Origin of the sequence: Micropruina sp. (assembly GCF_047602085.1) — a bacterium.
Lineage (GTDB): Bacteria > Actinomycetota > Actinomycetes > Propionibacteriales > Propionibacteriaceae > Micropruina.
In genome coordinates, this window is record NZ_JASGID010000002.1 from 937,427 (window position 1) to 951,535 (window position 14,109).

The following is a 14,109-nucleotide window of genomic DNA, read 5'->3' on the forward strand; positions in this document are numbered from 1 at the left end:
CCGACGAAGCTTCGGGTGGTGTCGGCCACATGTGTGTGCACGCACCGTGATGAGCCTGACATGCCCGTTCACAGCGGTGTCACGGGGAGGTTGCGAATGTCGGAGGCCATCAGCCCGCGCGACCCGAATGACAGTGCGCGTGCGCGTTGCTCGACGCTGGTGACCGGCCACATCATCACAGGCTTGGCGGCAGCGGCAGCGGCAGCGGCTGACGTGACCGCGGAGGTGAGGGCATCCGTGGCGGTCACGGCCACCCCCAGCATGTCGATGTTCGCGTCCGTCGCGAACTGGCCGAGCCGATTCACGTGACTGGTCTCGTCGAGCACGTAGCCCCAGGTCGCAAAACCGTTCTGCTTGGCCCTTGCGAAGTTCGGCTGGTTCACCGGTTGCTTCCACACCACGCGCTCGGGTTGGCCGAGGGCCACCATTCTCGACATCAGCGGCTCCACCGCCGCCGAGACCTTCGGCTCGACGAAGATCACCAGCCGGTCGATGTGTCTCTCGATGACATCCTCGAAGCGGCTGAGCGGGCGCCGAGGCTGCGCCGGGTCGTCGGTGTTTGCCGCGGACACAGTGAGCGGGGCCAAGGCCGACCAGGCACTCTCGCCGATCTGGATTGAGACTCCTGTGACCCGACTCAGGTCGGGCTCGTGGCTGCAGACCAGGACGCCGTCTGCGCTGAGGCAGAACGAAACCTCGAGAGCCTTGACGAAGGGCAGCGCCGCCGCCTGGTCGTAGGCGTAGGAGGTCATCTCCGGCCAGTTTCTTCCACCGCCGCGGTGGGCTACGTAGAACGGATCGTCCGCCAGTAGGTCGGCCCAGGTGTGAACAGCCTGACCCGGCTGGACAGAGGCACAGCCGACCGCCGCGGAGGCGACCAGCGCCGCGCCGCCGGCGAGCAGCCCGCGACGTGACACGACGGGTTGGTTCAGCCCGCCCCCGGCCCTTATGGTCCGCGGTGGAGGGCAGAGGGGTGTGGCCATGCGGCAATTATGCCTGTGGGCACGTCGCCGGATCGATGTCTTGCCGGGACAGCCGCACATCGATCTTCGGATGTGGTGAAAGAATGGACCCGGCCGATCCGGGCCAGCACTGGTTACGCACAATGAAAGAGAAATCGTGAAGATTGCCTTGTTCGGCCTGGGATACGTAGGCATGGCTTCAGCCGTGCTGTTGGCACGTCATCACGAGGTGGTTGCCGTCGACGTCGACCCCGCGCGAGTCGACCTGGTCAACACTCGCCGTTCGCCGATCAGTGACTCCGACATCGACACCTACCTCGCTGATCCGGATCTGAAACTGGTCGCGACCACCGACCGTGAACAAGCGGTCGACGCGGACTTCATCATCGTTGCGACGCCCACCGATTACGATCCAGTCGCAAACTACTTCAACACCACCAGCGTCGAAACAGTCATCGAGTGGGTGGCGCAACACAGCCCTTCCTCTGTGGTCGTGATCAAGTCGACGGTGCCCGTCGGGTACACAAGGCGGATCTCTGACAAATACCCACAAGCAACGATCATCTTCTCCCCAGAGTTCCTTCGCGAGGGCCACGCTCTCTACGACAACCTGCACCCTTCACGCATAGTCGTCGGCAATCAAGACACACCCGGGCGGGAGTTTGCAGAGATGCTTGCGTCAGCGGCTCTGGATGACGACATTCCAGTGCTGCTGACAGACCCCACGGAGGCCGAGGCGATCAAGTTGTTCGCTAACACCTACCTGGCTCTCAGGGTGGCCTACTTCAACGAACTTGACACCTACGCAGCCACTCATGGATTGAATACAAAACAGATCATCGAGGGTGTCGGTTTAGATCCACGGATCGGCACGCACTACAATAATCCATCGTTCGGCTACGGCGGCTATTGCTTGCCCAAGGACACCAAGCAGCTACTAGCCAACTACGATGCTGTGCCGCAGAATCTGATCGCCGCGGTGGTCGATGCTAATACCACTCGTAAGGACTTCATCGCCGCCGACATTCTGCGGCGGGCGCCTCGCGTCGTTGGTGTCTACCGGCTGGTCATGAAGGAAGGATCCGATAACTTCCGGGCCTCGTCCATTCAGGGGATTATGAAGCGGATCAAAGCCAAGGGTATTGATGTCATCGTGTATGAACCTGCCTTGTCTGACGATGAGTTCTTCCGCTCTGAGGTGGTGCGCGATCTGGCTGACTTCAAAGCTCGGGCTGATGTCATCGTGACCAATCGGCATCATGATGAGTTGGTCGACGTCAGTCACAAGATTTATACCCGAGATCTCTACCATCGCGACTGAGTGGTGAGGTCTGCAAGAGATCTGTCCGGGTTTCGGGTCGTTTCTTTGGGTGGCTCGCGACTATGCGCCCTCGAGGCGGTTCGAGCGCCAATCTTCTCGCGCATAACGAAGAACTATCCGCGTGGGTTCAGCAACATGCGAACCGCTTCCACTCGCTCGAATAAGAGAGAACCCTGAAACGTTTCACCGCTCATGAGCCGGACGGATATTACGCGATTTTCGCCGGGTATCTGTGCTGTTCAGGCCGAACTCTCGGGAGCGCACTTTCGAGTGGTGCATCACGGGGCTGCTTGCGCACGATGTGTGAGATGCAACCTCAACAATGGTTTGAGACATCACACAGCTTGCGCCCGCTGATCTGACTGGTGGTGTCGACTAGGTTCTAGCCCAACGTGAGGTCCGCGTAGTTCACCCGGCGCCTTCATTGCGGGAGTCTCGTCGAACCAGTCGACTGAGGTTGACGACACAGCCAGCCAAGGTATCCTGCACTTGGACCTGTCGGTCAACGACGGGTAGTTCTGGTTCCACTATGCCGGGCATGGGAGGAGTGTCCCCCACGAGGTTGCTGACGAGGGGTTTCAGCAAGCTTGTAGGAGGGGGCTTTTGCTCGGCTGTGGTTCGAGGTGTGTTTCTCGGGGGGGGAAATTTGATGTGTACAGAAGGCCTCGGCGTACCATGCGTTCATCGATCGACCGGCTGGAGGCAGCGGCTGGCGGCCTTAATCGGACTGGTCGTGATGATCACCGTATTGCCAGGCTCAGGGACGGCCGACGCGGCAGTCCCGACGGTGCTTGAGCCAACGCCGAAGACCGTGACCGCGGATGCGTTGCCGACCGTGCAGATCAATGGTGTCGTGTGGACGCAGGTGATGATTGGCAATGTCGTCTATGCGGGCGGTGAGTTCACCGCGGCGCGTCCGGCGGGCGCCGCCGCGGGTACTGAAGAGACAACTCGCATCAATCTGTTGGCCTACGACATCACCACCGGAGCCCTGGTCACTACCTTCGCACCGGATGCATTCAATGGCCCGATCCGGGCTCTGGCGGTCTCGACGGACAAGAAGACACTTTATGTGGGCGGAGGCTTCACCCAGGTTGGTGAGAGTGTTCGGTCGCGCTTCGCCGCCTTGAACTCGACAACAGGAGCACTTGAGTCACAGAATCCGTCCTTCACGGGAACGATCAATGCGCTGGCCGTGAATTCGACGACGGTCTACGCAGGTGGAACGTTCAGTGCCGTGAACGGAAAGGCGCGATCCCGGCTGGCGGCGGTGAAGGCGAGCACGGGCAAGCTCACCCGCTGGAAAGCTAAGGCGGACGCGCAGGTGTATGCCTTACTGCTGACTTCTAAGAACAAGCTCCTCATCGTCGGCGGCATGTTCAGCAAGTTGAACTCGACGGCTGCTTCGGGGTCAGGTGCAGTCAGCCCTAAGACCGGCAAGACCAAGACTTGGAAGGTCAACAAGGTCGTTAAGAATGGCGGCAAGGCGTCCGCGATTCTCAGCCTCGCAACTGACGGTAGCACCGTCTATGGTACGGGTTACACCTACGGCACCGGCAACTTCGAGGGCGTTTACGCCGCGTCAAGCACGACAGGTGCGGTCCGTTGGCTGCAGGACTGTCACGGCGACACCTATAGCGTCGCTCCGATCGGCGACATCGTTTACAGTGTCGGGCACGCCCACTACTGCTCGAACATCGGTGGATTTCCCGATACGAGCGACACATCCAAAGGGCGCACCGCCTGGTATCGCGCGCTTGCGGTGACGAAGAAGGCGGCGGGTACCGTCGCCAAGAACGGGCAGACCTCGTCTAAGGCGTACACCAACTTCGAGGGAAAACCTGCTCCTGCACTGTACAATTGGTTTCCCAATCTCTCTGCAGGCACGTACACCGGGATGAGCCAGGCTGCATGGTCCATCGTCGGCAACGGCACCTACATTTCGTTGGGCGGTGAGTTTCCGAAGGTGAACGGCACCGCACAGCAGGGGCTGGTGCGTATGGCTATATCAGCGGTGGCGCCCAATGAGGTTGGGCCCACTGGAACGAGCGCGTCTCTCGCGCTTGCCGCGGAACAAGAATCCGGTGGAACCGTGGCTGTGAGTTGGGACCAATTGTGGGATCGCGATGATCTCGCGCTCACCTACGAGCTCTCTCGCAATGGCGTCGTGATCGATAAGCGCACCGTGTCGGTGCCCTTTTGGCAGCGAGGGACAATGTCGTTCCCTGACCCGTATGCCTTTTCAGGAAGTACGTCGACGGCCATATATCAGGTCACGGTCACAGACCCGCATGGCAACGCCGTGACCTCCTCTAAGGTCAGCGTGGAGAAGTTGTCCAGTAGCGATCCGGACCCCAGCCCGACGCCGGAGCCGAGTCTGGAGCCAACTCTTGAGCCGAGCGTGGAGCCGAGTGCGGAGACATCAACGGAGCCGGGTTAGGGATGTGCTGATCAATGCGCCTGCCGCTGGTTGAGCTTGTCGAAACCCCTAGTGAGAGCACTCTGCTTGGGGTCTCGACAAGCTCGACCGGCGCCCCAGTCTCGTCCGAATGAGACTCGTCGTGCTCAGCGGGATGGAGTGTTGCGTGAGTAGATCTGGTGCGCCACATGGCGCTGGTACATCTGCTCGGTGACCCCGCGGGTCGCGGCGATCTCGGCGAAGAACCGTCCAGACTCGCGAATGGTGCGCTCCTGGGTCTGGTAATCGAGGGCGATCAGCCCGAACCGGGCCGATTCGCCCTCGAGCCACTCCCAGTTGTCGATAAAGCTCCAGTGGTAGTACCGCTCGATCGGCAGGTCGGATGCCGCGATCTCGGCCAGGTGCTCGTACAAGAAGCGGCTGCGAAACCCGTCGTCTGAGTTGGCCGTGCCGTTCTCGGTGACATATAGCGGCCCCGGGTAACCCTCGTGCAGCCAGGTCGCCACCTCGATCAGGCCCTTGGGGTAGATCTCCCAGCCCAGGTCGTTGATCGGCACGTCGGCGCCAACGCCGTCGTCGAGCCGGCTGACCGTGCTGCGTGAGTAGTAGTTGATGCCGTGAAAGTCGTAGTAGGTGCCGGGGTGTACGCCCGGCGGCTGCGACAGCGGGGCCAGGAAGCGGCCCTTGCACATGGCTTTGGTGATCACCCGTTGAAACAGCCACTCCATCATCTGGGCGGACGCCCAGTGGCCGGGGTGCCAGGCGATGCGCGGCCGAAACACCCGCAGATGCTGCGCCACCCCTACCCGGGCGTGTGGCTGCAGCTCGTGAATCAGCTTGTAGGCGTCGATGTGGGCCGCGGCCAGGTTGGTGTAGACGCGGGTGAGCGTCTTCAGCGAACGGTCTCCGGGTGGCCACAGGCCGAAGTAGTGCGCGTGCGTGGCGTAGATGTTGGGTTCGTTGATCGTGATCCACTCGTCGCACAGGTCGCCCAGCGCGCCCACCATGTGCTGGGTGTAGCGCTGAAACGCCCCGGTCGCGTCGCGGGCGAGGAAGCCGCCCGCGTCTTCGAACCACACCGGGTTGTTGAAGTGGTGCAGGGTGACCAGAGGCTTGATCCCGGCGTCGTTGAGATTGCCGAGTTCGTCGCGGTAGTGCTCGATGGCGCCAGTGTCGAACTCGCCCGGACGCGGCTCGACCCGGGCCCACTCCAGGCCCATGCGGTAGTGCTGCACGTTGAGTTCACGCAGCAGCGACTGGTCTTCGTCGATCCGGTTCCAGTGGTCGTTGGCCCGCCAGGGCCCGGAGCCATCCTTGATTCGGCCGGGTTGCTCGGCCCAGCGGTGCCAGTTGGTGGGGGCGTGGCCGCCCTCGATCTGGGTGGCTGCGGTGGCGACGCCCAACTCACAGTTCTTCAGCGTGAACGCGTGCACACCGTCCCTTTCACTTGCCGCCTGCCCAAGCCATCGTCGACGGTGTGGCGAGGGGTGTCAACGCGCCGCACCGGCCCCAACGGGTCCGCTGGCGAGGCCCGCCGGGCTGGTCGCGTTGGTGCGTGCTCGCCGGGGTTCTCGGCCCGAGCCTCGGTGGGGCCAGGCATTCTGGCCCCACCGAGGCTTCAGCGGGTGATCGTGATGGTGTTCTTGCCGGTGCTGTAGCTGGTCGCAGTCGACCCCTTGATCGTGCGGTACACGGTGTTGGCCACAACGCCCGTTGACGTGTTGATAGTAAGTATTCGCAGGGGATTATCAGAAGCACCGAGCTTGTCGCCCAGGTAAGATACGACCCGGTTACCGTTGTTGGTGTCGGTTCGGCTCGTATAGCTACCCACATGGCCCGATGTCACGATCTTCACGTTCGAGTACTTCGAGACAATCTGCTTGTAGAGGTACTGTCCACTGGTGTCGCCGTAGCCGGCGTTGCTGGCAGAGATCTTGCCGTGCTCATCCAGATAATAGTGCGTGGCAATGATCACGTTGTAGTCCGAGTGGCTCGCAACGACCTTGCGAGCCCACTCGACGGCGGTCTTGCGTGGTGCGAACTCAAGGCTCATGACAAGCCATTTGGTATCGTTAGCCGAGAACGTCGTCCAGATGTTGTCAACCTTGCCACTCTCGAAAGCCCCGCCCACCTGGGCCGTCAGTCCGCTCACGGGGAAAGCGGAATTGAACTCGTCCGTCTTGCGAACCAATAATTTGGTGTTGCAGGCACTCGCGCCGAGCTTGGTTACGCATTCGGGGTTGCTCGCGTAGGTACTCCCTCCGTACCCGGTAGATCCCGCGATTCCGTTCCAGCCGACTGCTCGCGTGTCGTGATTTCCGATGGCGGGGGAGAAGGGAATGCCTGCTGTGGTCAGGTTGCGCATGGCAGCTTTGGCTACCGTGTACTGTGACGGAACCAGCCAGCCCCAGTTGACCATGTCACCCGTGTGAAGCACATATTGCAGATTGAGCGAGGTCTTATTCTTGGCAAGCCATGCGGTTCTGTCTGGGAAGCGTGAATCGGTAGACGCATCAGTTTCTTCTTGGGTGTCGCCGATCACCGCGATGCTGAAACTCGTGTCAGAGACGAGTGGCGCCACCACGCCGATTTTCGCAGCCTTCGTCGCCGAGAACGTGGCAACTGATTCAACATCGTAGCCAAGAGTTATCGTCGGGCTTCCAGCAGGGGTTCGCCCCCACAAGTAGACCGAGCCGGACTGCGAAATCCTTTTCGAGGAAGAGTCCTTCGCAACCAGTTGCCATGCCGACGGCTTGGTGGCGCCTTCCTTCCAGGCGCGCAGGTACAGCCTGACGGTCTTCTTTGCGGCGACCGTGGCCTCGAGGTGGATGCGATCTCCGGGAGAAACCTTGAAGCCGAGCTCGGCCCCGCCCTTCAAGCTGGTCTGCTTGCGAGAGGCCACTCGGCTGAAGGCGCCAGAGACATTGCCGTCGGCGTCGATCGTGAGCTTGGCGCGGTAACCCGAAGATGTGCCCTGGGCCCGAAACTGGAGGCCGACCTCAACCGGTGTGATCGGCGCGACGACAACGACTTCGGCGATCTGTGTGGTTCGGCTGGGGCCGACTTGGCCCACGACGAAACGTGGGCCTTGAGCGTGAGCGTCTTCAATGTGGCAGCCGAGGCGACACTCGGGTGCAGTCCGGTCGCAAGGGCCGTGGTCAGCAGAACTGCCGCCAAGCGGCGCCAGGTGACTCGTGGGGTGCGGCGGTCGGGGTGGGGCAATGCTGAAGTCAATTCAACTCTTCCAGTTCGTACTCGGCTTTCGGACGGTCCTCCGCTCCGGTGAGCTTCCCAAGTCCGAGTCCGAGTCCCTTTAAATCAGAGTGCCATTCTGCGTGCTGTTAATGGATGATCGCAAACCGTGAGCAGTCTGAGCGCCGATCGTTGCTTGTCTGTAACAGACCGGTGGGGTGGCATGTGACCCGTTGTGGTGCTGCCGGGTGCACGGCTCGCGCGGTGGTGTCGGTCCGCGTAGCCGGATTGCGTCCCACACAGCATTCGTTGGCAGTCTCTGTTGGGCGGGATCGCCTGTTGGCTTGCCTAGTATAGCGAGGTTGAAACGCCTAGCCGAACTCGTCGACCTGCTGGATTGGCGCCATGGGCTACCGGCTAGATCGTTGATAACGCGCTTGATGAGCTATTGCCCCTGGTGAGAGCACTCTTTCGAGGTCTCGACAAGCTCAACCAGTGAAATCAGCTACCGAAGCGCTGACCAATGCAAACACCGCTGGTTGAGCTTGTCGAAACGCCTAGCCACAGCGCCATGTGTGAGATCTCGACACGCTCGACCAACGAAGGTCAGGGCGTCCTTAAGCCAATGAAGCGCTGATCGACGCGACCCTCGCTGGCTGAGCTAGTCGAAACCCCTTGTGGGAACCATGTCGCCCGAAGGGCTCGACACACTCGACCAACGAAACGCCGCATTGATCAGTGCGCTTCCCGATGAGTCGTTGTCGGGCTGCCCGTTGCGGATCGAGAGCGAAAAAGGTCGCCAGAGATCTCGGTTCAAGCAACACCGCACAGACGATGAGGCATCAGAACATCACAAGAAGAGCTGCGTAGCTGGCCGTGACCTTCGATCGTGGACTGGCGCGCTTCGGCGTCGAGTACGCCAGTCCCGCGTGAGCCGGACGGTCGAATCCATCGGCGCACTCGGCGTCATGACGTCGATCGTCGCCATGACGTCGATCGCCGCGACACAGCGTTGGGTCAGGCTGCCTCAGACCCTTCGATCAAGCTGTCCGGCTTCGTGCCGGCGTACTGATCTGGTCACCACATAGGCCCGGTCGCGAGCAACGATCTCGGTCGGGCCGATCGTGTCGCGCAGCCAGTGCAGGTAGGGCAGATGCGCGTTGTAGACGCACCAGAGCTCGCCGCCCTCGACCAGCACGTCAGATGCCTGATCGAAGAGGGCGCGGGTGGGCGAGGTGTCTTTGGCCGACCGGACGTGGAACGGCGGGTTGGTCACGATCAGATCGACCGGCTGCCGCCACCCGGCCAGGCCGGCCCGGCGCAGCACCTTGGCCTCGACCCCGTTCGCCGCCGCGGTGAGCCGGGTTGCGTCGGTGGCACTCCAGGCGACATCCACAGCGTGAATATTGACGCCGCGGCGAGCCAGCAGCGTTGTCAGGATTCCGCTGCCGCAGCCGAGATCAATTGCCGAGCCGGCATCCGGCAGGCGCTCGAAGCAGCTCGCCAGCAGTGCCGTGCCCCGGTCGAGCCGGTTCGTGCTGAACGTCGCCCCGTGCGCGGCGACGGTCACGTTCAGGGCGTCCAGGTGGGCGGATGCGGGCCAGCGTGCCCGCCCGGGCCGGGGTCTTGCGGCCACCAAGGCCCGGGCCTTGCGGTGCCCCAGGGTGGCCGAGACCGAATCGAAATGCCTGGCCAGGGCGTCGTTCATCGACCGGCTCAGGTGCTTGTCGCGGCCGCCGGCCACCACCAGCACCTCGGCGGACGCGTGTCGCGCGATCAGTTCGGCGTATTCGTCCACGGCGCTGACCGCCTTGGGCAGCCGCCACAGCACGGTGCGCGCCCCGATCAGCGCCTCGGACGGCGTCGCGCACCGGCTCGGGGGCGGCACGGCCAGTTCGTCACGCACGTCGTCGCACCAGGTGCGCGGGGTCAGGCCGCCGGCCAGCAGTGCGGTGGTCAGTGCGGCGTCCAGATCGTCGAGCACGGCGATGGGTTCGGGGAGAGAAATCGACAGGCTCGGGCGATGTGAATCGGGTCTTGACAGGCTCGACCCACCCAGACCGCTCGACCAGCGCAGGATCACCTCGGTGACGGCGTCGGGGCCAGCCTCGCGCCCGTCCGATCCGCTCCGCATCCAGCCAGGAAACCACAGTCGGACGCCGCGGGGCGGGCGCGTCCGCCAGGAGCGGCAAGACTGTTCACGTGCCGGCCCACAGCACTGCCGGCAACGGGCTAGAGTGACCGAGAAATACCGGGTGCCGCCCGGCTCCGCCGACGTCCCGCGGGTCGGTCCTCATAATCGACACGCATTGCCTCGGCCGGAGCCCCATCGAAGGAGATGTCAGGTCACGATGAGTCACAAATACGTCTATGAATTCAGCGAAGGCGACGGTTCGATGCGGAACCTGCTCGGGGGCAAGGGGGCCAACCTCGCCGAGATGACCGGGCTGGGCATGCCCGTCCCGCAGGGTTTCTGCATTACCACCGAAGCCTGCACGCGCTACTACACCGACGGCGAGCAGATCGGTGACGACATTCGCGACCAGATCGTCGCCTACATCGGCAGGCTCGAAGAGATGACCGGCAAGAAGTTCGGCGACCCCGACAACCCATTGCTGGTGTCGGTGCGCTCGGGCTCGCGGGCGTCCATGCCAGGCATGATGGACACGATTCTCAACCTTGGCCTGAACCCCACCGTCGTCGACGCTTTCGCCAAGAAGACCGGTAACCCGCGCTTCGTGTACGACAGCTACCGCCGCTTCATTCAGATGTACTCCGACGTGGTCATGGAGGTGGGCAAGGCCTACTTCGAAGAGCTCATCGACGAGATGAAAGAACACCGGGGAGTCACCGACGACCTCGAACTCACCGCCGACGACCTCAAGGAACTCAGCGAGCAATTCAAGGCCGAATACAAGGCCAAGATCGGCTCTGAGTTTCCGACTGATCCGATCGAGCAGCTCTTCGGCGCCATCAAGGCCGTCTTCCGCTCGTGGGACAACCCGCGCGCCGTCTATTACCGCCGGCTCAACGACATTCCGTCCGACTGGGGCACCGCGGTCAACGTGCAGTCGATGGTGTTCGGCAATCTGGGCGACACCTCGGGCACCGGGGTGGCGTTCTCGCGCAACCCGGCCACCGGCGACAAGGGCCTGTACGGCGAGTTCTTGATGAATGCCCAGGGCGAAGACGTGGTGGCCGGCATTCGCACCCCGCTCACCATCGATCAGCTCAAGCAGCAGAACCCGGCGGTCTACGACGAGTTTCAGGCCATCGTCGACAAGCTCGAAGACCACTACCGCGACATGCAAGACATGGAGTTCACCATCGAAGAGGGCAAGCTCTTCATGCTCCAGACCCGCAACGGAAAGCGGACGGCTGCGGCGGCGTTCAAGATTGCCTGCGACCTGGTCGACGAAGGCCAGATCAGCACCGAACAGGCCGTCAAGATGATCGACCCCAAGCAGATCGACGCGCTGCTGCACCCGCAGTTCGACGCCGCCGAACTGGCCGCGGCCACCCCCATCGGCAAGGGCCTGCCGGCCTCGCCCGGTGCCGCGTGCGGCCAGGTCAGCTTCACCGCCGAGGACGCCGCCGCCAAGGGCAAGCGGGGCGAAGACGTGGTGCTGGTGCGGCTCGAAACCACGCCTGAAGACATCGAGGGCATGCACTACGCCAAGGGCATTCTCACCGCCCGCGGCGGCATGACCTCGCACGCAGCAGTGGTGGCCCGCGGCATGGGCACCTGTTGCGTCTCGGGTCTGGGCGACATCGGCTTTCCGCCCGGAGGCACGTCGTTCACCCTGGGTGGCGTCACCTACAACGAGGGCGACTGGATCTCGTTGGACGGCTCCACCGGCAACGTCTACGGCGTGGCGATCAAGACCGTGCCGGCCGAGATCGGCGGCTACTTCGGCCGGATCATGGAATGGGCCGACGAGTTTCGCACCATGAAGGTGCGTACCAACGCCGATTCGCCCACCGACGCCGCGCAGGCCCGTGAGTTTGGCGCCGAGGGCATCGGCCTATGCCGCACCGAGCACATGTTCTTCGAGGCTGACCGCATTGCTGCGATCCGCGAGATGATCGTGTCGAAGACCCCCGAGCAGCGCGAGGCGGCGCTGGCGAAGCTGCTGCCGATGCAGCGCGGCGACTTCGAGGGCATCTACGAGGCGATGGAGGGCTACCCGGTCACGATCCGGCTGCTCGACCCGCCGCTGCACGAATTTCTCCCGCACGACGAGGACGACATCGTTGCCCTGGCAGGCGAGATGAACATCGCGGCCGACGAACTGCACAGCGTGATCGACTCGCTGCATGAGTTCAACCCGATGATGGGCCATCGAGGCTGCCGACTCGACGTGACCTACCCCGAGATCGGGGCGATGCAGACCCGGGCGATCATCGAGGCCGCGATCAACGTGCAGAAGCGGCATCCGGAGTGGCACGTGGTGCCCGAGATCATGATTCCGCTGGTCGGCGAGGTGAAAGAGCTGGCGTTCGTCAAAAAGATCGTCACCGACACCGCCGACGCACTGATCGCCGAGGCGGGCGTCGACCTGAAATACCTGGTCGGCACCATGATCGAGATCCCGCGGGCGGCGATCACCGCCGACGAGATCGCGTCCGAGGCAGAGTTCTTCAGCTTCGGCACCAACGACCTGACCCAGATGACGTTCGGCTTCAGCCGTGACGACGCGGGCAAATTCCTGGACGCCTACTACGAAAAGAAGATCTACGAGAGCGACCCGTTCGCCCGGCTCGACCAGACCGGCGTCGGCAAGCTGGTCGAACTCGCGGTCGACCTGGGCCGCCAGGCGCGTCCCGACATCAAGCTCGGTATCTGTGGCGAGCACGGCGGCGACCCGAGTTCGATCGAGTTCTGCCAGAAGGTCGGGCTCAACTACGTGTCGTGCTCGCCGTTCCGGGTGCCGATCGCACGGCTGGCGGCGGCACAGTCGGCGTTGGCGAACCGCTGACTCACCGTTTGCTGGGCTCGGTCGCTGGTGCGGCCGGGCCTTGGTGCGTGCTGAGGGAAGGGCTGATCAACGCAGCTCTCGCTGGTTGAGCTGGTCGAAGCCCCTTTGCCGGAGCGGGATGTCTGGGGTCTCGACAGGCTCGAGCGACGAAAAATCAGCGCTTTGGGGGGAGTCCGGGGGCGGCGGCGTTCGTCGGTTGAACTCATCGACCCACGCCATCGGTAGGCAGGTTCGATCGGTCGTTGAACCGTGCGGGGTGGCGCTCAGCCATCCGGGCCGGCCCCGGTGGCAGAGTGGACGGCGATGAAACGGTGTGTGCTGATCGTCCTGACCGTGCTGCTGGCGTGCGTTGGTTGCGCCCGGCAGACGCCGTTTACGCCGTCTGCGAGTGCCGGCGGTAGCGCCAGCGCGTCCGGTGCCGTGGTGATCGCCACCACCGACGACCCGGCCACCAAGGCATTGGCCGAGCTGTACGCGCAGGGGCTGGTGGCCAAGGGGCACACGGCGCGCATCGTCGAGGTGTCAGGCGACACCAACACGCTGGTCAGCCGGCTGATGGCCGGCGAGCTCGACCTGGCGCCCGCCTACGCCTGGACGGCCGCCCAGACCCTCGAGGTCGATTCGAGCGACCCCTCAGCCCTGGTGTCCGACCTGGCCAGGGCGCTGGACGGCGAAGTGGCGGTGCTGCAGCCGTCCCAGGTCGATCACGGGTGGCGCTACCTGGCAAAGGCGCCCGGGCATGCCTTGAGCGAGCTGACCGGTACCGACCGGGTGGTCGGGCCGGCGGCTTGGCTGAAGGCGCCGGACGGTCCTGAGGGCCTGGCCACCATCTACGGCAAACGACCCAAGGTCGAGACCGTCGACGACTCGGCCGCCCGCGCTGAGCAGGTGCGGGCCGGCGCGATCGGGGTGTTCGAGGGCACCGATCCGGCGGCAGCCGACCTGCAGGCCGTCGAAGATCCGCTCGGCATGGTGGCGTCCGACCCTCAGGTGGCGCTGTTGCGCACCGAGCTGTCGTCCGACGACACGGTGCTCGACGTGGTGCAACAACTGCACGGCAAGCTCGACAACGCGGCGCTGATGAGCATGCGCTCCCGCGCGGCAACGATCGGCCTGACCGAGGCCGTGGCCGAATGGCTGAAGGCGAACCCGCTCACCTGAACCGTTCGGAACCGTCCCCTGAACCACGAAGAACCGTCCCCGTGGTTCAGGGGACGGTTCTTTTTGGTTCAACGG

At 63.4% G+C, this 14,109-nt stretch carries 8 protein-coding genes; 4 read left to right on the forward strand and 4 right to left on the reverse strand.

The annotated features are described in order from the left end of the window. Window positions 1-68: 68 nt before the first annotated feature. Complete coding sequence (locus tag QM721_RS05065) at window positions 69-917, reverse strand: glycerophosphodiester phosphodiesterase (RefSeq protein WP_415119613.1); 849 nt, start codon at window positions 915-917, stop codon at window positions 69-71. Between the two features lie 202 nt (window positions 918-1,119). On the opposite strand from QM721_RS05065, the gene QM721_RS05070 reads away from it, so the two are divergent. Further along, on the forward strand, window positions 1,120-2,283 hold the full coding sequence (locus QM721_RS05070; protein ID WP_415119615.1) for a nucleotide sugar dehydrogenase: 1,164 nt from the start codon (window positions 1,120-1,122) through the stop codon (window positions 2,281-2,283). Between the two features lie 736 nt (window positions 2,284-3,019). Next, the gene (locus QM721_RS05075) at window positions 3,020-4,723 is read left to right on the forward strand and encodes a hypothetical protein (protein WP_415119617.1); all 1,704 of its coding nucleotides are present in this window, start codon (window positions 3,020-3,022) and stop codon (window positions 4,721-4,723) included. A 125-nt stretch (window positions 4,724-4,848) separates the two neighbouring features. On the opposite strand, the gene QM721_RS05080 is transcribed toward QM721_RS05075, so the two are convergent. The 3 genes from QM721_RS05080 to QM721_RS05090 form a co-directional block, all read right to left on the reverse strand. Continuing rightward, complete coding sequence (locus tag QM721_RS05080; protein ID WP_415119619.1) at window positions 4,849-6,135, reverse strand: glycoside hydrolase family 1 protein; 1,287 nt, start codon at window positions 6,133-6,135, stop codon at window positions 4,849-4,851. 185 nt (window positions 6,136-6,320) lie between these two features. Beyond that, entirely contained in the window at window positions 6,321-7,775 is a 1,455-nt protein-coding gene (locus tag QM721_RS05085; protein ID WP_415119621.1) for a metallophosphoesterase, read from the reverse strand. A 1,146-nt stretch (window positions 7,776-8,921) separates the two neighbouring features. Continuing rightward, window positions 8,922-10,028: a class I SAM-dependent methyltransferase gene (locus QM721_RS05090; protein ID WP_415119623.1), complete on the reverse strand. Its 1,107-nt coding sequence runs from the start codon at window positions 10,026-10,028 to the stop codon at window positions 8,922-8,924. A 217-nt stretch (window positions 10,029-10,245) separates the two neighbouring features. Here QM721_RS05090 and ppdK point away from each other — a divergent pair, with 217 nt between their 5' ends. Continuing rightward, complete coding sequence (ppdK, locus tag QM721_RS05095; protein WP_415119625.1) at window positions 10,246-12,873, forward strand: pyruvate, phosphate dikinase; 2,628 nt, start codon at window positions 10,246-10,248, stop codon at window positions 12,871-12,873. Window positions 12,874-13,176: 303 nt separating this feature from the next. Further along, entirely contained in the window at window positions 13,177-14,034 is an 858-nt protein-coding gene (locus QM721_RS05100; protein WP_415119627.1) for a glycine betaine ABC transporter substrate-binding protein, read from the forward strand. Window positions 14,035-14,109: the final 75 nt, after the last annotated feature.

Excerpts from the sequence above, each read along its gene's own strand:
- QM721_RS05100 (WP_415119627.1), top strand. The coding sequence starts at position 13,177 with ATGAAACGGTGTGTGCTGATCGTCCTGACCGTGCTGCTGGCGTGCGTT.
- QM721_RS05075 (WP_415119617.1), top strand. The coding sequence starts at position 3,020 with ATGATCACCGTATTGCCAGGCTCAGGGACGGCCGACGCGGCAGTCCCG.
- ppdK (WP_415119625.1), top strand. The coding sequence starts at position 10,246 with ATGAGTCACAAATACGTCTATGAATTCAGCGAAGGCGACGGTTCGATG.
- QM721_RS05090 (WP_415119623.1), bottom strand. The coding sequence starts at position 10,028 with ATGCGGAGCGGATCGGACGGGCGCGAGGCTGGCCCCGACGCCGTCACC.